The 25,611-nt window shown below is 47.0% G+C and carries 33 protein-coding genes; 7 read left to right on the top strand and 26 right to left on the bottom strand.

Features of this window, described 5'->3' with window-relative positions:
• Nucleotides 1–257 precede the first annotated feature (257 nt).
• From ACO6VX_RS19875 to ACO6VX_RS19790, 18 genes are all read right to left on the bottom strand, one after another.
• Nucleotides 258–818, bottom strand: coding sequence for a hypothetical protein (locus ACO6VX_RS19875; RefSeq protein WP_422431417.1), 561 nt, complete (start codon nt 816–818; stop codon nt 258–260).
• Between the two features lie 233 nt (nt 819–1,051).
• Nucleotides 1,052–1,546, bottom strand: a complete 495-nt coding sequence (locus ACO6VX_RS19870) for a hypothetical protein (RefSeq protein ID WP_010670538.1) — start codon at nt 1,544–1,546, stop codon at nt 1,052–1,054.
• A gap of 80 nt (nt 1,547–1,626) precedes the next feature.
• Nucleotides 1,627–2,043, bottom strand: coding sequence for an AfaD family invasin (gene afaD / locus ACO6VX_RS19865; protein WP_369074320.1), 417 nt, complete (start codon nt 2,041–2,043; stop codon nt 1,627–1,629).
• Nucleotides 2,044–2,081: 38 nt separating this feature from the next.
• Nucleotides 2,082–4,565, bottom strand: coding sequence for a fimbria/pilus outer membrane usher protein (locus ACO6VX_RS19860; protein WP_061902351.1), 2,484 nt, complete (start codon nt 4,563–4,565; stop codon nt 2,082–2,084).
• Nucleotides 4,566–4,591: 26 nt separating this feature from the next.
• Nucleotides 4,592–5,368 carry a fimbria/pilus periplasmic chaperone gene (locus ACO6VX_RS19855; protein ID WP_010670535.1) on the bottom strand — a complete coding sequence of 259 codons (777 nt, stop codon included), beginning with the start codon at nt 5,366–5,368 and terminating at the stop codon, nt 4,592–4,594.
• Nucleotides 5,369–5,473: 105 nt separating this feature from the next.
• Nucleotides 5,474–5,782, bottom strand: coding sequence for a hypothetical protein (locus ACO6VX_RS19850; protein WP_010670534.1), 309 nt, complete (start codon nt 5,780–5,782; stop codon nt 5,474–5,476).
• 175 nt (nt 5,783–5,957) lie between these two features.
• Nucleotides 5,958–6,173, bottom strand: a complete 216-nt coding sequence (locus ACO6VX_RS19845) for an ANR family transcriptional regulator (RefSeq protein ID WP_010670533.1) — start codon at nt 6,171–6,173, stop codon at nt 5,958–5,960.
• 35 nt (nt 6,174–6,208) lie between these two features.
• Nucleotides 6,209–7,285, bottom strand: a complete 1,077-nt coding sequence (locus ACO6VX_RS19840) for a RecT family recombinase (protein WP_010670532.1) — start codon at nt 7,283–7,285, stop codon at nt 6,209–6,211.
• A gap of 14 nt (nt 7,286–7,299) precedes the next feature.
• On the bottom strand, nt 7,300–8,103 hold the full coding sequence (locus tag ACO6VX_RS19835) for a PD-(D/E)XK nuclease-like domain-containing protein (RefSeq protein WP_422458284.1): 804 nt from the start codon (nt 8,101–8,103) through the stop codon (nt 7,300–7,302).
• On the bottom strand, nt 8,103–8,396 hold the full coding sequence (gamL, locus tag ACO6VX_RS19830) for a host nuclease inhibitor GamL (RefSeq protein WP_022624508.1): 294 nt from the start codon (nt 8,394–8,396) through the stop codon (nt 8,103–8,105). The genes ACO6VX_RS19835 and gamL overlap by 1 nt, the downstream gene beginning before the upstream one ends.
• The gene (locus tag ACO6VX_RS19825; protein WP_022624507.1) at nt 8,393–8,602 is read right to left on the bottom strand and encodes a hypothetical protein; all 210 of its coding nucleotides are present in this window, start codon (nt 8,600–8,602) and stop codon (nt 8,393–8,395) included. Before ACO6VX_RS19825 ends, gamL begins: the two co-directional genes overlap by 4 nt.
• 129 nt (nt 8,603–8,731) lie before the next feature.
• Nucleotides 8,732–8,956 (bottom strand): hypothetical protein, encoded by a 225-nt coding sequence (locus tag ACO6VX_RS19820; protein WP_010670528.1) that lies wholly within the window; start codon nt 8,954–8,956, stop codon nt 8,732–8,734.
• A 244-nt stretch (nt 8,957–9,200) separates the two neighbouring features.
• Entirely contained in the window at nt 9,201–9,407 is a 207-nt protein-coding gene (locus ACO6VX_RS19815; RefSeq protein WP_071785044.1) for a hypothetical protein, read from the bottom strand.
• A 5-nt stretch (nt 9,408–9,412) separates the two neighbouring features.
• Nucleotides 9,413–9,556: a hypothetical protein gene (locus ACO6VX_RS19810; RefSeq protein ID WP_022624506.1), complete on the bottom strand. Its 144-nt coding sequence runs from the start codon at nt 9,554–9,556 to the stop codon at nt 9,413–9,415.
• 71 nt (nt 9,557–9,627) lie between these two features.
• Nucleotides 9,628–9,894 (bottom strand): hypothetical protein, encoded by a 267-nt coding sequence (locus ACO6VX_RS19805; RefSeq protein ID WP_010670527.1) that lies wholly within the window; start codon nt 9,892–9,894, stop codon nt 9,628–9,630.
• Between the two features lie 53 nt (nt 9,895–9,947).
• The gene (locus ACO6VX_RS19800; RefSeq protein WP_422431424.1) at nt 9,948–10,166 is read right to left on the bottom strand and encodes a hypothetical protein; all 219 of its coding nucleotides are present in this window, start codon (nt 10,164–10,166) and stop codon (nt 9,948–9,950) included.
• Nucleotides 10,167–10,234: 68 nt separating this feature from the next.
• Nucleotides 10,235–10,504 (bottom strand): hypothetical protein, encoded by a 270-nt coding sequence (locus tag ACO6VX_RS19795; protein ID WP_061902353.1) that lies wholly within the window; start codon nt 10,502–10,504, stop codon nt 10,235–10,237.
• 760 nt (nt 10,505–11,264) lie between these two features.
• The gene (locus tag ACO6VX_RS19790) at nt 11,265–11,984 is read right to left on the bottom strand and encodes a LexA family protein (RefSeq protein ID WP_010670524.1); all 720 of its coding nucleotides are present in this window, start codon (nt 11,982–11,984) and stop codon (nt 11,265–11,267) included.
• A 77-nt stretch (nt 11,985–12,061) separates the two neighbouring features.
• Between ACO6VX_RS19790 and ACO6VX_RS19785 the strand changes: the two genes are divergently transcribed.
• The 5 genes from ACO6VX_RS19785 to ACO6VX_RS19765 all read left to right on the top strand — a co-directional run bounded on the left by ACO6VX_RS19785 (nt 12,062) and on the right by ACO6VX_RS19765 (nt 15,395).
• The gene (locus tag ACO6VX_RS19785; protein ID WP_061703263.1) at nt 12,062–12,289 is read left to right on the top strand and encodes a YdaS family helix-turn-helix protein; all 228 of its coding nucleotides are present in this window, start codon (nt 12,062–12,064) and stop codon (nt 12,287–12,289) included.
• A gap of 51 nt (nt 12,290–12,340) precedes the next feature.
• Nucleotides 12,341–12,682 carry a hypothetical protein gene (locus ACO6VX_RS19780; RefSeq protein WP_129063277.1) on the top strand — a complete coding sequence of 114 codons (342 nt, stop codon included), beginning with the start codon at nt 12,341–12,343 and terminating at the stop codon, nt 12,680–12,682.
• Nucleotides 12,683–12,831: 149 nt separating this feature from the next.
• Nucleotides 12,832–13,614: a helix-turn-helix domain-containing protein gene (locus ACO6VX_RS19775; RefSeq protein ID WP_022624501.1), complete on the top strand. Its 783-nt coding sequence runs from the start codon at nt 12,832–12,834 to the stop codon at nt 13,612–13,614.
• Nucleotides 13,611–14,375 carry a replication protein P gene (locus ACO6VX_RS19770; protein ID WP_422431427.1) on the top strand — a complete coding sequence of 255 codons (765 nt, stop codon included), beginning with the start codon at nt 13,611–13,613 and terminating at the stop codon, nt 14,373–14,375. The genes ACO6VX_RS19775 and ACO6VX_RS19770 overlap by 4 nt, the downstream gene beginning before the upstream one ends.
• 297 nt (nt 14,376–14,672) lie before the next feature.
• Complete coding sequence (locus ACO6VX_RS19765; RefSeq protein WP_422431429.1) at nt 14,673–15,395, top strand: hypothetical protein; 723 nt, start codon at nt 14,673–14,675, stop codon at nt 15,393–15,395.
• A 666-nt stretch (nt 15,396–16,061) separates the two neighbouring features.
• On the opposite strand, the gene ACO6VX_RS19760 is transcribed toward ACO6VX_RS19765, so the two are convergent.
• The 5 genes from ACO6VX_RS19760 to ACO6VX_RS19740 form a co-directional block, all read right to left on the bottom strand.
• A complete protein-coding gene (locus tag ACO6VX_RS19760; RefSeq protein WP_422431431.1) occupies nt 16,062–16,601 on the bottom strand; it encodes a hypothetical protein in 540 nt (179 codons plus the stop codon).
• Between the two features lie 77 nt (nt 16,602–16,678).
• The gene (locus tag ACO6VX_RS19755) at nt 16,679–17,152 is read right to left on the bottom strand and encodes a hypothetical protein (RefSeq protein WP_422431433.1); all 474 of its coding nucleotides are present in this window, start codon (nt 17,150–17,152) and stop codon (nt 16,679–16,681) included.
• A 795-nt stretch (nt 17,153–17,947) separates the two neighbouring features.
• Nucleotides 17,948–18,892: a hypothetical protein gene (locus ACO6VX_RS19750; protein WP_422431435.1), complete on the bottom strand. Its 945-nt coding sequence runs from the start codon at nt 18,890–18,892 to the stop codon at nt 17,948–17,950.
• A gap of 107 nt (nt 18,893–18,999) precedes the next feature.
• Nucleotides 19,000–19,995 (bottom strand): DUF4928 family protein, encoded by a 996-nt coding sequence (locus ACO6VX_RS19745; protein ID WP_422458281.1) that lies wholly within the window; start codon nt 19,993–19,995, stop codon nt 19,000–19,002.
• Nucleotides 19,973–21,127 carry a DNA cytosine methyltransferase gene (locus tag ACO6VX_RS19740; RefSeq protein WP_422431439.1) on the bottom strand — a complete coding sequence of 385 codons (1,155 nt, stop codon included), beginning with the start codon at nt 21,125–21,127 and terminating at the stop codon, nt 19,973–19,975. The genes ACO6VX_RS19745 and ACO6VX_RS19740 overlap by 23 nt, the downstream gene beginning before the upstream one ends.
• Before the next feature lie 208 nt (nt 21,128–21,335).
• Here ACO6VX_RS19740 and ACO6VX_RS19735 point away from each other — a divergent pair, with 208 nt between their 5' ends.
• Nucleotides 21,336–22,610, top strand: coding sequence for a hypothetical protein (locus tag ACO6VX_RS19735; RefSeq protein ID WP_422431441.1), 1,275 nt, complete (start codon nt 21,336–21,338; stop codon nt 22,608–22,610).
• A 410-nt stretch (nt 22,611–23,020) separates the two neighbouring features.
• Here ACO6VX_RS19735 and ACO6VX_RS19730 read toward each other — a convergent pair whose 3' ends face one another.
• Both ACO6VX_RS19730 and ACO6VX_RS19725 read right to left on the bottom strand, forming a co-directional pair.
• Complete coding sequence (locus ACO6VX_RS19730) at nt 23,021–23,527, bottom strand: GNAT family N-acetyltransferase (RefSeq protein WP_422431443.1); 507 nt, start codon at nt 23,525–23,527, stop codon at nt 23,021–23,023.
• A gap of 209 nt (nt 23,528–23,736) precedes the next feature.
• On the bottom strand, nt 23,737–24,453 hold the full coding sequence (locus tag ACO6VX_RS19725) for a helix-turn-helix transcriptional regulator (protein WP_010669700.1): 717 nt from the start codon (nt 24,451–24,453) through the stop codon (nt 23,737–23,739).
• A gap of 57 nt (nt 24,454–24,510) precedes the next feature.
• Here ACO6VX_RS19725 and ACO6VX_RS19720 point away from each other — a divergent pair, with 57 nt between their 5' ends.
• Nucleotides 24,511–24,876, top strand: a complete 366-nt coding sequence (locus tag ACO6VX_RS19720; protein ID WP_029518932.1) for a VOC family protein — start codon at nt 24,511–24,513, stop codon at nt 24,874–24,876.
• Between the two features lie 78 nt (nt 24,877–24,954).
• Here the strand turns inward: ACO6VX_RS19720 and ACO6VX_RS19715 are convergent, their stop codons facing one another.
• Nucleotides 24,955–25,557, bottom strand: coding sequence for a site-specific integrase (locus ACO6VX_RS19715; protein ID WP_010669698.1), 603 nt, complete (start codon nt 25,555–25,557; stop codon nt 24,955–24,957).
• Nucleotides 25,558–25,611 lie beyond the last annotated feature (54 nt).

The following is a 25,611-nucleotide window of genomic DNA, read 5'->3' as shown; positions in this document are numbered from 1 at the left end:
ATTTTTGGATTATGCACCATTTCTGTCTATACCTCTGTCATGGTGTTTGCCTCGGACATGCCCGATCATCCATACTCATGAGCTGGCCCACAGGTTGTCAGCGCCATGGATGATTTGCCAGAAGGAACTGACATCTGAATCCAGTTTCGGGCAATAAAAAACCCCGCATAGGCGGGATTTTCATTATTTATTTTTGTCGCCTTTATCATGCTCTGGCTTCTATACAGATCTGCACATCTAAATGACTACATATGTTGTTAAGATATAAACGCAGAGGCATCCATGCTCAGAGTATATATATCAGCCTGAACTGTCTGGTCCTTATAAAAATTTATCGTTCCATTTAACTCTGCCACACGATATTGTGATACCGCCCAGCCTTTATTATCCCATATTTCCAGGGAATTACCTGATGCCAGAGTTGGCAGATACAAGACAATTTTATGCATAGAGTCTTCTTTTCCACTGAGTACGATCCTGCCGCCATTTGTCAGTCCAGACTGACGTGTCCAGCGAATACCCAGCCGTGTTGGTTTTTTTACTCTGATGTAATAAGACGCCACGATAGTGTTACTATTATTCTTACCAGCCTTCAGGTTGTTTTCAGCCAAAAGCTGGAAGTCAATCTGACTGGTTTCTTTAAAAACTAAATCTGCAGATTGTGTTATAGTGGAGCCTGTTGGAGAAATGAACGCGTGATGATCAGGTTTTGGTGAAGGTTTGATTTTATGCTTGCCAGGATGAAAAATAAAAACATTACCGAAGGTTGGATTTACAACTAAAGAAAGTAGAACTGCCATAATTTTGATGTTTTTCATTCAGCTACCTCTCTTTAGGTTTTGTTAATGCATAATGAAATGGCTGCGACATAAACCAATTGTTCATAAGTGTTTTCCCCCGCTGCAAGTAACTTTAGTTAATAATAAAATGCTTTTTAATTATCTAATCTTCACTCGAGCAATGGATGTTGAAATCGAGCGGAAGGCTAAGGGTGTTAATTCATAGGCTTAGCCTTCTTTCTGGTCATTTCATTTCTGATGAATAACTATCGTTAAGAAATAAACGCTGATGCATCCATACTCACGGTATAAGTGTCAGCAGCTACCTGCTGTTTTCCTTGAATAACTAACGAACCACCAAATCTTTCTTCGAGGTTACGTGTTATATGCCACTCATCTTTGTTGTCGTAATCATAATTACCCCAAGCAAAGTTCAGCTCAAGGATATTTTTTGGATTGTTCTTACCGTGGATTTTCACTATGGGAACTCTTACTTCTCCAACGCCAGGTGTCCAGCGCACTCCTATCCTTACTGGTGGTGATGAAGTGATATCAAATGTTGCTACTATTTTGTATTCGTCATTTATTCCTGCCTTTAAATCCTGAACAGGTATCAGCTTAAGATTCAGTTTCGAGTTCTGTTTGAAAACTAAATCTGCCGATTGAGTTAAAATCTCGCCGACTTGTTGTGGTGTGTTATCAGCTATTGCGATGTTGCATGCGCTTAACAAAGAAAGTGTTAAGGGTAAGGTCTTTAATTTAATCAATTTTCAATCCTCTGTGGTTGATGCCTGTAATAGGACGTTTGAGAAATTACGTTTTGAGTTACTTCATGTTTGATGGTTTTTTAGTTCCTTCCGCATTGAACCGAAATGTTAATTGGCCATGTATGGCTCTCAATATACTGTTCGCCGTTTGTTATTAATTTCAGGGTGGCGAAACCTGATGGGTCGTTAAGCATAACGCCTGTCCCGAATTGTATGTCAGGCTGCCAGCCTTCTCCGACCAGCCTGACTCTCAGTGGCCTGTTTCCTCCCGGTCTGTCATAAAGGGTATAGGACCCGGGGGTAGTCTCATTCTGCGCCGATGGGCTCCAGACATTTACAGCACACTTTTGATTCATACCAGATAGATATATCACGGCCAGTGTCGTACCATCCGGAAATATTCCTGAGTGTAATTCTGTATCGGGTACGATTTTAATTGCTAAGTTTTCAGCTATGCTCTGATTATAAAATGCATTAAGTAGCAGAAGCAGTGACATGCATGATTGGGCAAACAGTCTGTGCATCATGCACTCCTTTATTGGCATTTTGCGACTGCTGAATACAGACCATACGAGTCAATATTTTTTCTTAAAACGAAAAAACATTTATACGTCTGACTTCGTGTTTTTACATTAAGCTGTCCCTTTGCAGATAAACCTGACAGGTAAACTTTACCTTCGTTATCAACAATACCTTCGGGATGTTGTGCTGAGAGTGCCTGCACAACAGATCCAAAAGGTGCCTTTGATCCATCAGGAAGTCTTATTTCAATAATAGCCTTAGCACCGATATTGGTTTTGAAATTAACCGGAATAATTGCGCCAGCTGTAGGCACAATTTTCCTGTCAGTGATGGTTATTTCAGCCTCCGCCGGCAACGTTGTGGGGTCTAATGAAAGTGAATTCTCACGGTAAGGATTCAGCCAGTGCTGCGCTGTATACCCACGATAATCTGTAAAGATCCCGGGCGTGCCCAGAACTTTTACGCCTGAAGCGCCTTTGGCTGTAACCAGCGCATTTGTATCACCAAGCGTTTGTGTGAAAGTCATCCCGTGGCGATGGACAATAATGCCGCCGTCCATTGCAACGGTACGCTGCTGGTAATACCGGCCACAGCTGTAATTACCTGAGATGTGCCCGTAGGTTCCGGTCCATCCCAGAGATACGTCGCTATTGCTCCGGCGCACTGCGTGTCCTGCGGTATAACGCTGATCAACATTCCAGCTGAGGCGCTGATCAAACGCATCACCGCTTAAGCCTGCAGATTGAGTGGCAGGGCCGGACGATGAATGCGTGAACCGGTACGACGCTCGCGTGTTGCCACCCATCCATTTTTTTAGCGGAACAGAGAGCCAGAGGCTGATCATCTGTTCCCTGGGATGGTGCCGGGCACGTTGACTGGCAGACCAGATTAATGACAGCGTCATATCCCTGAACGGAACAGAGTATCCCGCGTTAAGGCTGCTTTCTCGCAGACCGCGGTTCCAGTAGGTATCCTGATAAGCACCTGCGTTCAGGTAACCCCATTTACCCAGTCCCTGACTGATGGATAGTCCGGTACGACTTTTTCTCCTTTTTCTGCGAATGCCTGGCGCCATTCCATCAATCCGCCAGCTCTCCAGTGTTTCAGCCAGTGTGAGATAGTCCGGCTGGCTGAACTGTAAATTGACCAGTGACAGCGAAGTATTTGTCCCGACAAACTCTTTGCTGTACCGCATACGCCAGGAATAACCGTGTACCGGGTCATGACCCGAGTGCTGTGCGCGGCTGAGTGTGACATCTGAAGAGAGTGCACCCCAGTTGCCTATGCTCAGCCCGGTACCCAGGGATGAAGACTGATAGTGCCGGGCTGCCTGGATTCCGCCATAAAGCGTGAATCCAAAGGGAAGACCGTACATGGCGGTGGCTTCCATGACCGGCGCTCTTGTTACTCTCCTGTCAGACGAACGATACTGCCCGGCCATCAGACTGTAGCGCAGGTAGCCCTCTTTAATGGCGATTGCTGGCGTCTGGAAAGGAACAGTGAAAACCTGAGGAACGCCCTCCGCCTCCCATACCGTAACCTGAAAATCACCACCTGCGCCGGTGGGATTGAAGTCAGTCAGGGCGAACGGACCCGGTGCGACGACCTGGTTATAAATAGTGTAGCCGTTCTGCTTTACCTCAACGCGGGCCTGGGTTCTCGCCACGCCACGTATGACCGGCGTAAACATATACTGGCTGGAAGGCACCATCCGATCGTCAGAGGCAAGCATGACCCCTCTGAAGGGAACGCTGTCAAAAATCTCAGAGGCGGTATAACGCTCACCCAGCGTCAGGCGGCTGTTGATGCCATTAATACCGCGCTCCAGATAAGTCGTAATGGCCTGCCAGCGTCCGGGCGTTCCACGTGTTTGCTGCCAGCTGGTGACGTTGCGAAGCCGCCAGGCACCGATGTTGACGCCTGGTGTCAGTTGCAGCCAGGAGTACTGATATTTTCTTCCCGAGGGGCCACGGGTAACACTCTGGCTCGTCCCGGTACGATAATTCATGATGAAGGCAGGTATGCCGTCGTCCCAAAGAGTCCGGGGTGCGATGCCTTTAAATCCGGGCTTCAGATAAACCTGAGGAATACTCAGATGCAGTGACTGCTCATCAAAGTGGAAATCAGCCTGAGCGCCCGGTATCTGCGACAGATCAAAAAAGCCTGAGCGTTTTTCCTTCTCAGTAACCTTGAAGCTCTTCATGCGTACTCCGTAACCTGACAGCATGGATCTGCTGAGGTGAGGGACGAGTCCCTGACGACCATATTTATCCGGCCTTAATATGTAACTGACTGGCCGGGAGTCGATAAGTGTATTGTTCAGGTAGATGTCAGTCGGATAAATGCCCGGTAGCTGACTGCCCTGACTGAAAAGCATCAGGTCTGTTTCTTTATTGCTTCCGGTAATGAGAGCCGGGTTAAAGGTATAGACTTTGCCTTCTGCCTGAACCGCAGCCAGCGTCAGACCGGCCACGAAAAGTGGTCTGTAAACAGTCATCGTTTTAATCCTGGCAGGGAGTACTCTCAGTGAGAAACAGGATCAGTGCTCAGGTCGGACGTGAACGCTTTGCTGTCTCCGCCATAATCGGTAATCAGTCGCCAGTGCACCTGACCTGACGCATCCGCAGGTATGCGCAGTTGCCGTTTACCCATCGGAGGAACATATTCAGCGTTGGCCACACTCGATTTTCCAAGCTGAACACTTCTGAGATTCATGAAAAAGGGCGTGGGGTTGCTGACCGTGAGCGTCCTACCGCGTTTTGCCCAGGTCAGGCTGGAGGCAAAGTCTTCGGGTGTGCCTCTGAGGGAGGATGGGCGTACAAGCAGTTTCAGGCAGCTTTTGATACGCAGTTGCGTCAGAAGGGTAGCGTGCTGTCCGGCCTTTTTCTTTCTATACGCATCCCCCGTCCAGTCCGCATCCGCCTCAGGGGGTATGCCTGTTACGCAAAGCCAGTAAAGTGACTCTTTCGTGTCATTATTGTGACTGCTGGTTGCGATAACCTTTATCCGGCTCTGCTGATGCCCGTCCAGACGGAACAGTGGTGGGGTGACAATAAACGGGGCCCGGGTTTTCCGGTCTTCCATCATGACTTCCGACTGCACCAGCATCGGATACGCCTGCGGGTTCATCACGGTCATTGATGCACCATTCGAACCCGCAGAATATATAATCCGGGTTGCGCCGGTTTTTACAGAAAAGGACTGGAGTTCATTTTCCAGCGGCATACTTTCTCCCCTTGCAAGCTGGAGCGAGCACAGTATAGCCGCCACAATAATAATGGCATTCGTTGTTCTGGTCATTGAATTGTTCCTGACTGCCCTGGTGTTGTTTTTTATTTCGAGCCACAATCATGACTCGTTAAATTTGCAGATATAAGATAACCATTGCCTGTTTTTAATTAGAGACTAATCTTCTTCATCAGGTAATGGCGTCAAAAGCAGATGCCGGATTTCTCCTGCACTCATATCCACTTTTACTGTTGTGAAAAGTGGCGCGACATAGTCATCGCTGTGGCCCTGCTTTTCCAGAAACTCCAGTGCCTCTTCCTGAGACGTAAAGAGTCTGTCGTCTTTGCCAGTCGGGCGTTTGACGACCCAGGCTGCGGGTGCAGTAATGAGGCACAGTTTTGCGATGATATAAACCAGTTGCTGCAGTGGCTCGGTAGAAGAATGGTATAAAAAGGTGTCGATATAGCTTAACAGTCTTGTGTTCATAGGTGGCGTCTTCTTAATTAATGTTACACTCAGGGAGCGCGCGGAGTTTTAATTTTATGTATATATTTATTCGCCTTCTGTAAAGAAACTAACACTCACTTTCATATCAGTGAAGTCAGAAAAGTGAATATAATATTCATAATGATGAGGGTGCCTCTGGATAATCACTGCTGGCTTAATCCCTGATATAAGACCATCCATTACGTAATGCACTCATACAACACTGACTGCGGTGTTCTGCCCACTGGGCATTCATCGGTCTTAAGGCCAGCTTCATTGCCCGCAGCCAGAGTTTTCCCGCCTGATCAAACTTTTCGCAGCGTTCGGCAAATGCAGCCGCCTCGGCGACGGCGTAATAACGCTGGTTGCGGTCAGTCTTTCTCTGATTCATCGATAACTCCTGAATTAACGGGGTTCAGATGGCATTTATTCTCTGGCTTCTTCAATCTCGGCTTTCCTGACCAGAAACACATCTGTGGCTTTATCCAGCAGCGGTGGCACAGGTTTAAGTACCTTTGATGCGTAGGCGTAGCAGCGGGCGAGTGCGCTGACCGACTGACTTTTCATGGCTGCCTCACAAAAATCAGCGAGAAGTTCTTCTGAAGAACGTTCCCTGTCCTCAGCGCGTTCCTGTTCTTTACCCGGACAGTGTTTAGGCGAGGGCGGGGGTGCGCTCGCCGGCTGGTCAGGCGATCTGACCGGGCTGGCTGGTGGCGCTGCAGGCACGGGCGTTTCTGCTTTAATCTCTTCAGTTCGCAGGTCCGGGACAGAATGGTTTTGCAGCGCAATACCGTTATCTCGGCTGACTGACTGATTGATGAACGCATTCAAATCTTCACGAGCTGGCGGTGTCACGTCGCGTTCTGCAGGAGATAAGGTTTCCAGTTCATCCGGTGTGTACACCCCCAGAATGACGTCCGGGCAGTGCAGACGGGCCCAGCGTTTAACAGCGAGATAAGCCAGCTGCTGACGCGGATCGCTCGCCCAGAGTGTTGAGTTCCGCACCTGTGCCTGTGAGAGCAGCAGTTCCAGCACCCGCGGCTCCTGCTCGTTCTTCATTGTTGCCCACACCCGAACACCGCATCCGGATTCATCCTGCAGTGTCCAGTCCGGTGCGATGTATTTATTGCCTTTGGATGAGGTTTTCTCGGTGAATCTGCCGATAACATTTTCCCATGGCCCAAACCATTCGTAATGGAGCCGATCCCGTGCAGGGGCCATGGTGTTGATCACTGCATTCACCAGCTGTGCCTCGTATCCCAGAACACCGTTGACGGTGAAGGTTTTTTGGGCGACGGCAAACGGATTCATACGCCACTGCAGGGCCTGCATGGTCACAGCCAGACAGTCTGCGGCTTTGCCCGCGAGATGCGCCGGGACAGTGACTCTGCTGCTGGCCATGATTTCTGCAAAGCGCACCAGTTTATCCAGGGCATCGGGGCTGAAAATAGTGGCAGTTGTGTCAGTGCTGTCGGGCGCAGAGATCATCGGTTGATTTTGCATAACGCCTACTCCTGTTAATGTGCCCATGCGGGGCGCTGAATTATTTCTATGCCGCCCCAGTTATTGCCTAGGCGACAGGAATGGAAAGTGCACAGGTCCCGACGGAAGAGGGCGGATCCCGCGCTCATGTCATTGTCGTGCAGCTCAAACACACGAACCGGATAACGGCCACAGTCGATCGCTTCACTGACCGCAATAAAAACGAACTGCGGATATGTGCCAGTGCAGTGATAAAAGCCCTCGCAGTACATGGCTGCCTGAACGTGGTACCGGAACGCTTCGATGTGGCGGGCAAAGCGCGATATATCACTCACCTTTTTCACGTCGACGATGAGAGGGCGATTCGTCAGATATTTATCTGGCCGGATGCGACAGAGTTCTTCTGTCTCTGCATCTGACCAGTAGAGGGAGGATTCGCAGTGGCCGTCAGCTTCAAGAAAAAAGCGTGCGGCGTGATGCGCCATTACGCTCTCTCTCATGAGCTGAAGTTTCCGGCCCTGTTCTGCATCCATGACCGTCATGTTCCGGATGCGTGTCTCATTCAGAAATGCTGCTTCGTCTGCTTTACCCTGAGAGGTGCGCCGGTTAAAAGAAGGAGCCACAATAAAGCGCTTATCAAACTGTTCAGGCTCAAGCAGCATGCAGTGCAGCGCGCTTCCCATATCCAGTGCGGCTGTTTTATCCGTATCCACAGGCGCATGTTTGCGCCAGAGGTAAATGGCCGGGTTAACCGCAATGTCATCGAGCTGCGATTTACTGACGCCGGGACCGGCGTGATAGGCCTCATTACTGAGGCCTTCATAGATACCCGGTTTCATCATGCTGGTTCCTCCCAGCCAAGCAGCACCTGAAGATCGTAATTTCGGGCCGCCTGCAGGTAGGCCAGATTCGTGATAAAGCTGATGTATTCCTCAGCGGCTTCAGGATGGGCACAGCACTTCATCGCATCAGGATGCAGGTTCCAGTGACGGAACAGGTGAAGGTGGTCAGGAAAACAGGACAGCAGGCGCTGGGCTTCGTCATCGATCCACTGTTCTTTCCTGACTGCGTCCTGCTCCTGGGCATCCAGGTGGTCTTTGTGACGTTCCAGCAAAGCATACGGTGTGATCATGGCTTCCCCTCCTGAAGAAGGATGCCGACAAAACGGTCAAACACCACCTGCATCACGGGCAAAGGTGGCTGGGGTGGCAATCCCGGGGATGTGGGCGATGAAAAGCTGGCACCATTGACAATGTTTTCAGGCGCAAACTCGATATCGCGGATGGCATTAAAGGGGCGAGCAAAAGCAGCATCGCCCCTGATGTCTGGTTGCATCATGGGAAATGGTCCTTTGAATAGTCAGTTAATCTGTTCCGGTTCTGATAAGCCCGGCAGTATGATGAGGGGCAGGGATGACGTGTTTACTCAGGTGTCAGTAAGACCGGGCACGACGTCATCAGACCTGGTTTACTCTTCTTCTTCACGACGGGCCTCGCGGGTGGCTGCAAGGATTTGTGCCGGGTCTCCTGCTATGCGCGTATGAATAACAAACGTACCAGTGTGGGTCACCCGGGCATCCGGTGCGGCCATGAGAGCCGCCCTGACAACACGTTCATGGATAAATGCCCGAAGAACGCAGGATTTGATATGGAGCGTGCCCTCTGTTGAGGTCGCGATGTACTGAATTTTCATCTTTTAATCTCCTTTAAGTGAAAATAACCGTTTAACTTCGGGGTTGGTGACCCGCCTGATCTGGCTGTTATCCCGGACCTGGTTTCTCCCGGATGCCGCCCGCTCTGATCGGAGCGAAGCTTCGGGGCTCCGCATTTGCGAGCCAGCGTTTATGGACAGCAGGGCGATGCTGTCACTCTTCAGCGTCCATGACCGATTTTCTCTGTTTTGCCCCGTGCCGGTCATTACGGCTGAAACATCGGGACTAAATCTGATTGTCGTAATCCGCATGACTGAGTAATTCCCAGTTCTGTCCATTGTCTTTCGATAACAGTCTCCACTGCGGCGTAACCCTTAACGTAAGATACTGACCCCGATAGGTTCGCCTCGCCCGGATTTGCCCGGTACGCCATAAGCGCATAATGCGCTCAGCACGCCTTATTATCCGGACGGGGGCATGTGGCTTGGACATCACCGTTACCTCATTTCAGCGGCACAGGCAGCGGCAAGCTTCTGCACATACGTCCAGGCGATGCCTTCACTGAAACAGACAAAACGGCGGCTTCGGTTTAAAGAACTGGCGGTGAAGATGAACCTGCCGTTCCGGATATGAATAATCATGCTTTGTCTCCGTTGAGATATAAAAAAACCGCCCTGGCGGACGGTTTACTCTGACGTATTCAGGCAGGCAGTTACGGCTGTTTGTTGTCTTCCGAGGCAGAAGAAGCGCAGCTGCATGCTGGTCGTAAATCAGGGTGTGTGGCGAAAATGGTTGTGAGAGTTGACTGAAGCAATTCATCCAGTGATCCCATCACACCCTTACGGTATGCGTCTGCTTCGTCCATACTGACTTTTCCGTCTTTCTCACTGGCATCAACCATCCTTACCGATGCCACCAGCTTGTTTGCCACTTCCAGCAGTGTTTCAGTGACTTTTTCTGCAGTTTCACGATGTTGCATAATGACCTCCGGGTCAGGTAATGCCCTTGCGGGCGGGGTTTACGAATGCCATCTCAGCGTTCATGGATGCCATCTTCATCAATAATGATGAGGCGCGTATTTTTGATGAAATCGCTCATGTTCACGCCTACATCGTGCCAGTGAGCCAGTGCCATCAGGACGTCACGACGGGACTGACAGTGACAGGCATTTACATGCGCCTGTACATGAGCAAGGGCGAGGCGGCGCATTTCTTTTGAATTCAGGACGCATGAAGGTTTTTCTTTATGCATGGTGTTCTCCGGTTCCGGACGTAAAAAAACCGCCATAATGGCGGTCATGTGGACAGGTAAGAGAGCGATCACAACTGGTCGTCCCTGTCTGTCTCTGAAACGTCGCTACAGCAACATCCAGGCAGTAAGTCAGGGTGCTCAGTCATGATGGGATCCAGGATTTCGGTGAAGAGCACGTCGAGAACAACCTGGACTTTATGCATATGTGTCGCAGCCTGCTCTTCCGTGACTTTGCCTTCCTGCTGGTACTCAAACATCTGATCAGCAGAAACACTCAGTTCACGGGACAGCAACAATACAGTCTGGCTGATACGCACGGCAGCTTCGCGATATAACATCGTTACTCCTTAAGTGGATTTGCCATTCAGGCATTACGGAAAGGGTGATTGAGCCAGAGAGGCTTTGATGCCCGGCCGGACGTAACATATCCGGGGCAAAAAAAATCCCGCACGAGGCGGGAAAGTCATTCAGGCACTTGGTCAGACAGATCACACTCATAATTATACAATCAGGATGCCACTACTTTCGGTACTTCAGGCTGTCAGGCATTCGCTGACAGTGAAGTTATAGAGGTATTCCGTTTCATAATTCTGAATGAATTGAAAACCCTTCGCACTGACACCTCGTTTAAACTGCGAAAAGGGTTTCAGAGAAGCTGTCAATGTCGTGATGAGTCAGAGTAAGCAGGGTGATTTATTTTTGTAGGGCTTACTTTTCCCGAAACAGAGACGCCGGGCGTCGCGTATCAGGATTAACTCATGGCGTGATGCTGCGCTATGATGCTTTTTTATATGAACTCCAGGTGCTCTGGGATCAAAGTTGATTCCACAGACCGGGCACAGAACGCTGTGCTTTTTCATACTAACCTCCATCAACAAAGGAAATGACACTGGGCAGAGCCATCTCATTTGTTGAGAGGAAGGTGGGTTTTGCCACTTCGGGATCTCGCGCTTCTGCACTCCTCCCGCCCGACAGTATGCTGTGCCGTTCAGCTAATAACTCAATAATGAACTATAAGTACTATTTTGGTCAACACCAAAAGTACAGAAAATTAGTACTTTTCCGGGGTTTTGATTCATCTCATTGTTTTTGCTAATTTTAAGTGTGCGGTATCACACTGAGGCTTTGGGCGGGATCGGGGGAAACAAAGCTCATTCGGCACTCTATCACCACACCAATAAACTTGCAGGAATCATCAATTTCCACAGGTTTATAATTAGTATTCAATGGCTTGAGATACTTTCTGTTGATACCCTCATCAACAATGTACTGTTTAAAAGTCACTTCTTTTGCAGAAGCAAGTTTAGCAACGACTAATTGGCCATTTTCTGGAATGCGACCTGTGTCTATAAGAATCATGCTGTTCTCGGGGACACATGGGCCCGCGGGGCTCGTCATTGAGTCGTCTTTAACTACTAGCCAGAATGCCGGGGCATCTCCCAGTACAGCGCCGGAATAGAAATAACTGAATCTGTCCAAACCTTTCTCAAAAAACTGCGTGACATTAATAACCTCATCCCAGCCCATTAACGGAAAGCTACCGCGAAACAGGGCATGAGCTAACCTTTCTTCACCAGCATTAGCCTCATCTCCATGTTGCAGCCACAGTGGGTCTACGTTCAGAGCTTTAGCGATGTTTTTCATCATCGCAGCCCGGGGAAGTGACTCACCAGTCAGCCATTTACTGACAGCCTTCGATGTTACCCCCATACGCTGAGCAAGCATTACCCCCCGACCATGTGGCGGGTATTTGGCGTTGTTGAGCGCTTCAGTAAGCCGCGCTGCAAACTGCTGACGGATCGTTTCTGTTTGAACCATGGGTACAATGTTAACTGACTTGATAAAACTGTCAGTTCAAATTAAAGTGAACTGAAAGTACTATTGAGGGGGTTTTCATGTCATTCATTAACCTTGCAATTAAGTCTGTGGGAGTTGCTGAAGTTGCGAAAGCGTGTGGAATCAGTCCAAGAGCGGTCTACAAGTGGCTCAACAAGGGTTCACTTCCTAAAACAGAGTTTTATGGGGGAACTCAATATGCAATGACTATTGAGAAGTTATCTCAGGGGCAGTTCTGCTCAGATAAGTTACTGGAAGAAAGCCGGATATCTTTGCTGAAACGTTAGTTTAAGGTGACGTTTGGTCACTGCGTCACAGCCGACTAAGGAAGTTACATTGTGGAAACTGCAAAAACACGCAAGCAAGGATCATCAGTTCAGGGACGACATCTCCATTCACTGGCTCTAAGGGCCCTTTTTAACACGCGTCAATCGGTGGTTGCCCGCCGTCTCAACGTCGCTGATTCAACCATCTTGAGACGCACTGAAAAATACCCGGAAATCATGGAAACGCTGGCTGCCAGCGGTATTGAGGATTTCGTGATGAAGGGGGAGATGAAAATACCCCAGGAACAATATCGCTGGCTGATGAAGGTCGCTATCAGGTTTGCTGAGTATGAACTGGAACGAACCTGTAATGAGGAAGGCGATGAGCATCAGCACAGACAATCCTGTCCATGAGCTGGTGGTTTCAGGACTGCGCTTAATTCAGTGTGAGGGGGGAAGGGAAGCGACAAGAGTTGCAACGAGAGTCAGATCTTAACCTCTGCACACATAGCGAGAATGCAATGAAACTTCTTAAAATTTTTTATTTTGGAGGGACATATTAAATGAGTCGCGCAGCAACAGACTGGGCCTGGAGTCTTAATCTCAAGGCTTCCCAAAAACTACTTCTCCTTTCACTGGCTGACCGGGCTGACGAATACCACTGCTGTTATCCCAGCATCATGAGGCTCGTCAATGATACAGGGCTCGACAGAAAGACTATCGGGAAATGGATCAATCAGATGATTGAGGAGGGTCTGCTTTCCGATACCGGTGAGCGGAAAGGTCCCACAAAACGGGTGCGTGTCCTGAAGCTGAACCTCGATTTTAAATGTGCCCAAAAACGGGAGGGTTCAGTAAAAGGTAATGGTCCCAAAAACGGGAATGTTCCCAAAATCGGGCCTGTTTCAATTAAGCCATCGAATGATCCCAAAAACGGGCTTTTGAACGATCCCAAATTTGGGATTTTGAATGATCCCAAAAACGGGACACAGAATCAGTCATTAGAACCCAACATAGAACCTATAAATAAAACACCCGCCGCCAGGGCGACGTGTCAGGGTAAATGGCTTCCTTCACGTTATGCCTTCGAGGGCAAAGTCGTGAAGCTTAACCATGCAGACTTTGCATCGTGGCAAAATCTCTACGCACATCTGGACCTGGTCTACGAGCTACAAAAACTCGACATCGAATTCTCATATCAGAAACCCAGACACTGGTTTATCACAGCCAGCCAGAAGCTCAGCTACCAGAACAAACAGGCAGCCTTGCGGGGCCAGAAAGCGCCTTCTGGTAAAGGGATACCACACTGGAACGATCGCAGCGAGTGGGAGAATAATTTCTTATGACGAAGCCAGAATCCGGATTTAACGATCAGCTGAAAAATGGTCACTTTGGCCCGAGTGGGGCTGACCAGCAGCAGGAAGGCCGTTTAGTTGACTCAAACGCAGAGCGCCTGGTGGACACTCTCTTCGCCAGTCTGAAGGTTATCTTTCCCGCATCCTTCAGCACGGTGTTAAAGCATCCACGCGATGAAGCAACTGCAAAACGTCAGTGGGTCGCTGCGTTTATCGAAAACGGCATTACCTCGGGGCATCAGATTTCAGCAGGGATGAAGCTTGCGCGTGCCAGCGTTTCACCGTTCTGGCCAACCCCCGGGCAGTTCATCAACTGGTGCCGTAAGGGCGACTATGCCGCTGCTGATTTGCCGGATGAACATGCACTGTATGACATGGTCATTCGCTACAGCGCGCGACGTGGTCTGTATAACTCACCAGAGGCGTACCCATGGCAGGCCAATACTCATTACTGGTTGGTCACAACCCTCTACAGCCAGATGACATCACATAATCTGTCTGAGGGTGAGTTACGTAAGGCATGCGAAAAAGAGCTTGAAAAGATGTCCCGTCGTATTCGCGAAGGGGAATCAATACCCCCACCGCGCGCGCAACTTGAAAAAATCTATGTACCGGTAAGTCCTGAGAGGGCGAGAGCGCATATCAGCCGACTTAAAATGCTCCTGAAAAGAAAATCCATGCATGAGCTGAGGGCTGTCAGCGCAACAAAATCAGCTTCAGCTGATAAGGGCGTTCTTGGCACTATGCATTAAGTTTCATGCACACCAACCCTTCGAGTGAAGCGAGTCAGGTGTAAGCAGCATTCCCCGAGGCAGGCTTATTGCCCGGGGGGGGAAGAATAACAAGGTGAGTTAAATTCTACGCCGTGACCTTTATGCAGCACCTGATATTCTTAAAGGATTAATGAAGGTTTTTGAGGTTAGAGAATAACAAGTATAAAGAGCTTCCAAGTCATTGCACTATATATCAATAGTAATAAACTTTTAATGGAGTTAAGATGATGAGAGATTTTAAACGCAGAAATTATGTTATAACGAAGGGTTCCTAAGATGAAATTAATTGGGCCAGGGTATAAAAAAGAACTTACAAGGCGTGGGGTGCCTGATAGTCTTAGCGCTCATTTTGATTGCAATATAGATTATTTTAGCTATCTTTTGAATAAAGATTTCAAAAATAAATCGATATTACTCACGGTTTCAGACAAGGAGAAAATAAAGGAGGCCTATAGCAAGGCGCATCACATTCGCGAATATGAAATAAATCTATTCTGGTCGCGGCTTAATTATTTATGGGTAATTAACGCCATTTTGTTCAGTGCCTGGGGTATCCTTGTGTATGCAATGTTAAACGCAAAAGAAATTTCCACTCTCCAGTATGTTTCGTTGTTCTTCCTCTCGTTATTCGGGAGTGCATTTACTTTCCTGGCTTCCTCTATTGCTAAAGCAGGTAAGTACTGGCAGGAAGTTTGGGAATACCATGTGCGTATGCTTGAGCCCTTTATATCAGGAAGGCTCTATATAATGCCATTTACACAAAATCCCCTAAAACCTTCTATAAGTAAATCTGTCATGGTTTTCTTTGCATTCTCATTAATAATATGGGTTTTATCTGCCGTCTTTGCTGTGGTGATTCCAAATATCAATTCAAAATTTGTTGTGATATTTGAGGGGATAGCAGTTTTTGTTCTTGTTCTTTTACTTTATGTAATAGATAAAAGTGTCAGGAAGCCTTCTATTAATAAGGTTAAGCTGGATATTTCCACAATTGATTGATAATCATGGTTTTGGATTTTGTGCTTACTAAGACTGCATCAGAAGCAGGCATAGCACTTTAAGTCATTAAAATGAGTCTAACTCACATTATATGATTTATCTATTCCTGCGCTCGGAGGGAAAGTAATGCTTAAAGGCACAGTGGGAAATGAAACTGGCACGCTCCCTGAAAAACCAGCGGCAGCGCGCGCCTAACCGTCATCGTCCGCGCCGGGACTTCATGGCTTCGGGCATGGACTACACAATTCCAGAGGGATTCAGGGGGTGAAAAACTGTACTAGTTCATCGACTTCCGGCTAGAAGTGTTTAAGAGACTTACTGGCAAAAAAATTGATCTCTGTGGACATCGATGACGTTCATGTGAGATTGAAGGTCCGCTATGAGCGAAAAGCGGACTTTGGCTTAATGTTGGAATGACATTTTCTAACAGCAGCTCGTCATTATGCAGTATGTAAAAAAGCAAGAAGAAAAACTCCGCTGGCGACAATTCGCATACGGGGAAACCCGCCTTTACCGGAGTTTTACCGAATGGCGCAGCGGGGCAACCGGCGCGGCCTGACCCGTCACAGAGGGCCGGACCACTATATCTGGTAGGTTTCTCAGTTGATATAGGTACAACATGTAGTATTCTGCGCCGCAGCGGGGCGATTCGGCAGAATAGGCGTTTTACCGAATATCCGGTTTAGTAGCCACCGGGATCAGATTTGACATCCTAGCCCCTTTAAGCCAGTCCTCGTAGGAAGGCATCGCGTTCCACGAATCCTCCTGGCTCATCTGCCGGATGCCGGTTTCCTGAAAATCGAACTGTTTTACCAGAAGTCTTGTTTTCTGCGTCAGGCCCATTCGGGTTTTTAAGGGTTTTTCATCATATGTGATTTTCTTACTGTCAGGGACAAATAATATGATAGTTTCACCATCAGTATTAAAAGTAAGATCTCTGTATACGCCATCCTTTCTGTATACAACATGACGTTCAGCTTCAATATACTTTCTTTTTATGTACCATATTTTATAGCCGATAACTTTTTCTCCGCCGTTCTGCTCAATGTATTTATCAACGTTCATCTCACAGTTGGACTGCTTACACCATAACTCTGGTTCGACATCTATATATACTGCGTTTTCCATGCTTAACGATCTGCAGAATGAGGCGACATGCTGGTCAATGCTTTCTGGCGTGGTGAGGTCTTCGAAATTTAAAGTCATTGTATGGCATTTCCTTATGGCTGGATTTCAGTTCATGAGTAGGGCTGGAGTCTGGCGCAGGGTTTTTATCAGGTTAATCAACTGCCTTCATCAGGATCTGGGGGCGTTTTTCCGATTTGAAGCGGCCGAGCGTCATGTTCTGACATCCACTGATTAGCAGCCTCCGTATGCCCGTCAGATTCTGTAAACACGATGATTTCATAAACGGGATTAAGGCTGGCCTGGTATTCAACGGCTTTCAGCAGGTCAGGACCGGGGAATAGTAATAAATACACAGCTTCTGTTAGATAGCTTTTATTAAGGGTCAGGGGGGAGTATAAGCTAAGCTTTCGTCCGTCTATGATGATAGTCTGATTTGATTTAAGTTTATTGACCACTTTTTTATCAAATATCCGTTCCAGTATTTGATCACAATGAGATTTGTTGTTCACACACAAATAAACTTCACATTGATGGTGTTTGGCTCGGTCAATAGAATATCTTACGATGCTTCCGTGCAACCCATTCATAAGATCCGAAAAATCACGCTGCAATATCACCCGGTCAGTCATTTTAGTTCCTTTGATGAATGAAATGTGGCATCAATCATATCGGTAAATTTCGGTGCGGCATAGTGCGGAAACTCGCCCTGTAGCACAGTTCGGTCTTATAGGCGTTTTACCGAGTCCATGTTAGTAGCAAAAGAAAATCGCCTTGTAATAGTCTTAAAGCAAGTTAAAGTCGCCAATGTCCGCTATTAGCACAAAGCGGATCTTGTAAAACTATCCTGATGGCCCCCTCCGACTCCCTGGCGTTGCCGGGTCGTCGAGCCCCCACGGAGTTAACCGGCAGAGCCGGTTAGCTCAGCCTAATTTCTTTGGGGTTCGGGCCCGACGGCTAAGGTCTGATGGCAACTGCCTGGTTAACTGTTAATGTCCGCTATGAGCGAATAGCGGATATAGACATAATATTAAAAAAGATATTTTTTCATACTACCTCACTTTTATGCATTATGCATTGTATAAAAAGCAAGAAGAAAAATCCATTGGCGCAAAATCCAGTTGGTTAAATCTTTATTGCCGGAATTTTACCTATTCCTTATGAGCATCAATAGAAAATCCCTCGTGGTTTTTTGAAAAAAAGGAAGTTAGTTACTGCCCGCGTTTGCCCCATAGTTGGCATCAATAGCAATACTATTTATTTAATTTCAATCATGAATTGCAATTATCGTTCTGAGCATCATTTATAAGCTATTGAATAAACATGCCTGGCATGATAACCGAATCACAAATGAATGGTTTGTGTGCCAAGTTCAAACACTATTGATGCTTATCCTTGCAGTCAATAATACTCTACCCTCTCAATTTTTAATCACTACTAATTTTCCTCTGAGCATCTATAATAAATGCAAGCTCTCTTCCAGGAGCCTTTAGTTCAGCTTCTTTCAAAGCTACGCGAGCATCATTCATTTTAAAAGGCATTTCAGCGATTGCCTTGAAATTTAGCTTTGTTAAAGACTCTAAAACATCAGCTCCGGTTGTGACTAGAGTCCTGACTATGCCAGCAGAAAACTTTGTTTTTTGAATTTTCATATACTGTTGATACTCATCAAGTAAATATGATATTTCATCGAATAAATGATTCGTGTTGATTTCTTCTTGAAGTGATATCTTGTTCATCCAGTTTTTTAGACGTCTAAATTTAACTTGTGCTTCATCGTCATTCCGCCAGTCAATTATTGCGTCCCATGGGGTATCTATGGACGGTTGCGGTACAGCGGACAGTAAAACATCAAGAACAAGACTACTGTTCTTTTTGGGATAGTTAAATGTGTTTCTATTAACTGCTTGATTACTAATGATAACTGGTGATTCGTAAAAAGGGTTTCTTAAATTTTTCAAAACAGCGATTGGTGATTCTTCGTATATTATACTCTTAAGGGTTTGTTGGAAAATGTAATCTTCTATTGGTGTATTTCCTGGCTGGAAGAATATAGTTCCACTTGACGTTCGTACTACACATGTATTGCTCTCACGATCAAAGTCCTCCATTTCCCATCCTGAAGGCGATGGGTCACTTACAGGTGAGTCTAAAACATCATTATCATAAAGCCAGTTTAGCTCTGAAGTTATTCTTTGAATTTGTTCTTTATTGTAATATGCTATAGATAGAGGAAAGCGTGCTCGGCGAGCTCTTGGGATACTGGTCAAAAAAACAAGGGCAATTTTATCGACCAAAATTGCTGATTTTTTTAAGGTTACTAGAGAATTCTCATTAACGAAAAATAATAAAGCACTTTGTTGTTTATGCATAAAATGACCTTAATGACTTATATGAGATGGATAGGCACGAACACTAAATTATCTATAATAAATATTTTCTTAAAGCTTATGTTTTCTCTTTTAACTTTAAAAATATTTTATGTTTTTTTTGATAACATGTTTGTTATCCAAAGTGGCTCGTCAATCATTAAAGATTTATCAATTTCAATTTTTTCAATGCGGGTGTTATAAGTACGTATCAGCTTTGCCAGACCTTCACGAATGCGATCACCATCATAGGTCGCAATTTCTTCAATATTGGTACCAATGAAAATCTCTGCTGATTGCACAGATATTTTTTCGGACATACCCACGTTATCGGCCATTTGTTTTGCTGCCTGAACTTTACTTTCAAGAGTTAATATTACCGGCCTATATCCAGCACGTTTGTTTTCAACACAGCGAGAGATGAGTTTTTCCATAGGTGCCGTGGTGACGTGAAACGCTGTAGTGCCAACCTGAAAATCACCCTCCCGGTCCGTATGCATATCAGCAGTATTAGCCCTGTCTGAGCCTATCTTTTCTTCTGGAAAGCGTAACTGTAGCTTGGCTCCAACGAGATGTTGAAGTATGGCACCTGTAGGTTTATCAGAGCGCTCGGCAGCTGCTTTAAGAATATCGCCGACGACAGAAGACAGGGGTTTGGTATAATCGATATCGACCGAAATTCTTTGCTTGTCGAAGTAATCGAGCCGCACACATTGCGTAAAAAACGCTTCAAGCCGTGATGATGCATCAATTATGCCAATGGCATCATTTTCTGAAAAATCGGTCTCGTTTAGCACGTCCCTGAAAGCAGCAGCCAGAAAGACGGTTCCTCTTGAGGTACGGCCGCCTTCTCGCGTAAAAATGCGTTTTTCGCCATGTTGCTCAAGGATTTTAGCAATAGCTGGTCCACTCAAACCACGTACCTGACTTTTACCATTGCTGTATAATCGGTCATCTGTGATGGGCAAACCATCTGCCATCATACGGGAAACTATAAGTCCCGCATTCATCACATTAGTATTCATTGCACCATTCTCGGCTCGCTGACTTTCATACCAGTCCTGAGCGGCTTTCAAAAATGCTTCAGAAGAGTTGTGCATGTTCATTCACTTTTTTTCCGTGTGATTTAGCTACTTCTTCTAGGTGAGGCAGTATCATATGCTTAGCTACCCAGCCTACAGCTGGAACAACAACTGCATCTCCAAAACCGTACTGAATATGTGAGTCTCGTAGATTATTCAAAGTATACCACCCGGCACCCATCAGGCGAGCATATTCAAGCCCAGTCATCCAGCGAATTTTAAGTGATCCTTTACCCATAATCACTACAGCCTGCTTTGAAGAACCGCCGCGAGGGGTGCGTAGGCATCCTGAGATATCTTCCGGCCTCATTTCCCATACTGGAATGCCGTTGCGTGTCCGCCTGTACGCTGTACGAGCGGTGATCTTAGGAAGGCAGACAAATTGCTCCAGCCTTTCTCGCTGAACGGGGGCCATAGAGTTTCTGAATAATGCTAACTTTTCAGCATTCCACCATCTGCTATCACCGTCTGGAACCATTTCAACTTCTTCTGTGAATCCCTGAGCAAGCAAAGCAGGTGCTTTAGGTAATGGCATCATGAACGTGCGAAGCTCAGAATCTTTATGTAGCCATGAAAGCCAGTCAGGCCTAAGGCATGTATCCTGCTCGCCGCCATCAATAGGATGCTTGACGCCAATGATAAAAAGTCTGGGGCGCGATTGAGGAACAAAGCGGCGTGCATCTAGAGTAATTGCATCCACTGCATAGCCCAGCGAGTTAAACTCTTTTACTGCAGCTCTTAAATCTTCTCTGTTGTGAGAAGAAGCGAGTCCCGTCACGTTCTCTAGAATGATTACTTCTGGCTTGCGCTCATGCATATTTGCAATTAAATCGGTAAAACCGAAGAAAGCGGAAGACTCACGTCCACCACGTAAGCCGACACGTTTGCCAGCCAGGCTCAGATCTGTGCACGGAGAAGATGCCCATGCTACATCTGCGGCAGGCAACTCTTCACTTTTAAGGGAATGAATATCAGCCAGTATGAGATCGCCGGCTCCCCAGTGACCTTCATACATCGCCTTTTTGTTTAAATCATAATCATTTGCCCAAACCGTTTTAATCCCTGCCAGCTCCATACCGGCTCTGGCCAGACCTATACCAGCAAAAAATTCCAAAGCGGTCCATTCAGACTCACGACGGATAGGTATTATGTTCACGCAATCTCTCCCATATTCATCCTGCAATCATCCCATAAACTGCTCTGTCAGGCACTGGTAAACAGGTGCTACTGAGTGCTTTTGTTCGAAAAAGTGGGACGTTTTTATTGCCTGACAACCAATAGCGAAGGTACAAACACACAACGTCTATGCGGAAAGTCGCTTTACTTTGGGCTAAGTTAACCGATAAGGATGAGGAGTAGGTACCATGTCGCTTCCAGGCGATAGACAGTTTCTGTATGAGTTGGTTTGGTCAAAACCAGCGAAGTTCATCGCTGCAGATCTTAAAATGAGCGAGTCCCATCTCATTGCCAGATGTATCGAGCTCCAGATCCCGCGTCCCTTAGACGGATACTGGCGTGCGGTTGCGAATGGCAATCCACCAGCCATACCCCCATTGCCTCCTTTAAAAGCACACATACGTGACAGTATTGACAGTCAGGAAGAAATGACGCTGCAATTACCTGTTTTGAACGAGCAAATGCCATCCGGTAGTTATAAACCCGCTCTAAAGTGCAGGGCGAAGTCATCGTCACATCCAGCTCAGGGCGCGAAGCTGTTTTTTGCCAGCAAAGAGATTTTGCTGAAATCATCTGTCACTGAGCTGGGGTATTACAAACCGACTAAGCGAAAGCTTCTTGACGTGAATACATCGGATACTGGCCTGATTATTGCTGAAACATTTATGCTGAAATTTTTTGCTGCAGCAGAGAGACGTGGATTTCTGGTAAGACTGTCTGAACGTGGAGATTGCTTTCGGAGAAGAGATATCACTTTCGCTGAACAGGGGACCTGCAATTATCTGTACCCGGCGCTCTGGAGGCCCTCAGGTCCCAGCATCATCAGCGCTGATGGCTTCAGCGTAGGCTTCTCACTGGTTGAGATGACGGAAGAGGTGCCAGTTAAGGAGGTCAAAGGGCGTTATGTAAGGGATGAAAGAATAATCAACTGGACCCGCGGTAAAAATTCAGCCCAGATGGGGTTCTACAGCCGTCGGCAAATACCGTGTGGCCGATTCAGGCTGCAGCTCTACTCACCTTATGAGTCAGAAGGCTGGCACCAGGTATTCTCTCAAACTAACACCTGCAGCCTGATAAGTCAGATACCGAAAATCATTAAAGCGGCTCAAGCCGCTCTGCCTGTTCTGAAAAAGGAAGTTCAGGCAAAAAAGGAACGTGCTGAAGCCAATCGTCTGCGGATGGAGCAGCAGATGGTCGAGTATAAAAAATGTGAGGTTATCCGTAAGCAGGAAGAGGCATATAAAACCAGTGTGAATGAACTGCAGGTCATCATGGCTAAATGGGCAGAAGATATCCGTATCGAGCAATTCTTCACTGATGCTGAAAAGGACATTGAGAGATGCGATGCAGCACTTCAGGAACAGTTAAGAGAACGCCTCAGGGCGGCAAAGGAGTTCTTAAAGAGGGAAACTGCGCTGCAGCGGCTCCTTAAATGGCGAACGCCGGAAGAGCGATTAAAATAAATCACGCGAAGTTTATTATGCGGACAGATACAACGATGTTGCTTCGCGCGTTTAACTTAAAGGGCAGGTTTGTGTCTACTACGCCTATGCCCTGGCTATCACGACAGGCATCAACCAATGCGGCACTTCTGCCGCTATCTATAACTGATCCGTCCCAGTGAAAATAGCGACAAAGAGCACCTTAAGCAACGGGTTTCACGGCAGGTCTGAGCTCTGATTTTAGATATAGATAATGCAAACCCTATGGTGTTCAGAGGTGGGTGAGGGGAGTTTTACAGGTTTGATAGATGCTCAGAGAAAACGTGCTGCTGTGAAGATCAATGTCCGCTAAGAGCGAGGAGCGGACGTAGCCTTTGAACCTCGAACGATTATGTCGCCACGATAAGCAATTATTTATCATCATGGCTTTTTTATGAATCGTTTTCCGAGTCTCGTCTCATAAGATATTCGTCATGAAAAATACCATTAGCGTAAAGCGCAGCAGTATCAGTGGCCCAGTTAGTGAAATCGTACGACCGATAGAGTGCATATGCAGCATGATTCGTTGTGACGACGGAAAGCTTTATAGTTCTTACTGAGCTTGCAGCTTCCAGCGCAGCCTCCATTAGCCCTGATGACAGTCCCGATCCCCTCATCCCGGCACGGACATACATCCCCCAGATAGTAGCGACATGATTCAGCTTTGGTGAGGTACTGAAGCTCAAACCAATCAGGCCCTGTATGGTGTTGTGAAGATCAAATCCCCCGAAAACATAATTGGTTCTCAATTTTTCAGCAAAGAACGTTGCTGGCTTCTGGCTCCAGTCTTCGTAAGACGCGCCAAAAGCGTCCGGATGAAGGAGCAACGCTTCCAGCCTTACTCTTCTGAAATCGTCCAGATCGCTCTCATTAATGCGACGCACCGTAAATGCTTTCACTTAAGGCTCTCTCCGGTCGTAGATTTTTCACTCCCACTCAGATCAGCTTAACATGAGTTTTGCACCATGTTTTTAGAAATGCCTTCGGCATTAATACTCACCTATTGCTCGAAGCGGACTGGCGTCAGGCCAATGTCCGCTATGAGCGAAGAGCGGATATATTTATAGATAAGAACAGACCTGGATTTTCTGGAGCAATCATACCCATTTCAGCTACGCGTGGGAACGATGTTATCCAGACCTGCATTACGCCATATACGGAGTAAGCTATGCCGGGAATGAGGATATCCTTCCTGCAGGTGCTGAAGAGATTTTAATCGCGTTACGTCGAAATGACGAAAGTCGTTACGTTTTTCACACCATGCAGCAAGCACAATAGCGCCGGAGAAGTAACCCAGCGCGAAAGGCCATATCGTTCTTTCACTCATATTACCGAGTCTGTCTGTATAACCTGCACGGATTTTACGTCTCCACCTGATGGCGCTTCGAACAACGCTCAGGTTTTCAAAGTTGTGATGAGCTTCCTGTCTCTTTCCCACCAATAATGACGAGTCATCAAACAGTGTCTGTAACTGTGGCGGAAGACCGTGGCGGACTTTCCCCGTTACCTCTGAAGCCGCTTTAGCAATGCCCTTATCACCATATGTGGCTACCCAGCGTAAACCGAGCGCCAGTGCATCGAGCTGTTCGGGGGTAAACATCACCGGCGGTAAATGATGGCTCCGGGAAAGGATATATCCTGTGCCAGCCTCACCCTGAATGTCGGCACCCTGAGCGCGTAGTGCGCCAATATCACGGTAAAGTGTACGAAGACTGATTGAAAGTTCTTCAGCCAGCCTGTGGCCGCTTATCGGATAGCGATGCTGATAAAAAATCTGCAGAAGATTGAGAAGGCGTTCTGCTCGTTTCGGTCCTGATGCTGACATGTTCTGTCAATGCTCCCTGCAATAGTGATGTCTCATTCTTTTTGGCGTGAGAGACTCATGATACCTAACCTGATCATTCTTTATGTTGATAATCCGATTGTCAGCAGTGGTTTTTACCAGAAGCTATTCAATACAGAACCAGACGTGATGCTTCCGACGTGGGTGGCTTTTTCCTTTAATAACGGCCTGAACCTTGGACTATGGTCAACGACAGCGAGTGACTTTATATCCTGCGGTGTAGGTAGCCGAACTGAATTGAGTTTTATGGTGAAAGATATTCAAGAGGTTGATGTGCTTTATCAGCAATGGTCAGAGAGCGGTGTGCAGATAGAACAGGAGCCCAAACATGCTGTTTTTGGCAAGACGTTCGTTGCGCTTGATCCTGACGGGCACCGTATCCGGGTATGTATTCCGGACGAATAAGTTAAAACGCTTACCTACCCATTTTTGAACCTGACGCATCCGCTTCTGGCACAGGGCTGCTGTTGCAGCCCTCACAGGCTAGACTTCAATTGACTCCGATATTTCCAGAGCATCATCTACCTCAATGCCAAGGTAACGTACTGTGCTTTCGAGTTTTTTGTGCCCCAAAAGTAACTGGATTACCCGAAGGTTCTTCGTTTTTTTATAGATAAGATATGGCTTGGTTCTGCGCATTGAGTGCGTACTGTAGAGCGTCTCATCAAGACCCAGCTTCCCAATCCATCCATGAAAAATACGGTTATATTGTCTGGTTGAGATGTGTCTTGAAGAACCAACGCGGGACTGGAAGAGATAGTCGCTATTACTTAGTTGAGCCATTTTGATCCACGCGGCTACAGCCTCTCTGGTTCCCTTAGTCAGTTCAAACTGAACAGGGCTGCCCGTTTTCTGCTGCAGCACTGTCGATCTGCCCGAAACAGAGTGCCCATAGGCTATATCAGAAACTTTTAGCTTAACCAAATCACAGCCCCGAAGTTTACTATCCAGAGCCATGTTAAAAAGAGCCAGATCACGAACTTTTCCTTCCAGCTCAAGACGGATACGAATTCCCCAGATATGAGAGATCTGAAGAGGCCGTTTCTGGCCGATAATGCGGCTTTTGTTCCAGGGGGATGTTGTCATGTTCAATCTCCATTGGGTCAGGAGATGTGATTATGAGTGTCCCGTATGAGCGAA

Origin of the sequence: Pantoea sp. BJFS-204, from assembly GCF_049310725.1 — a bacterium.
GTDB classification, from domain to species: domain Bacteria; phylum Pseudomonadota; class Gammaproteobacteria; order Enterobacterales; family Enterobacteriaceae; genus Pantoea; species Pantoea agglomerans.
The sequence above is the reverse complement of the archived record's forward strand: the minus strand, read 5'-3'. Positions and strand labels throughout refer to the sequence as shown.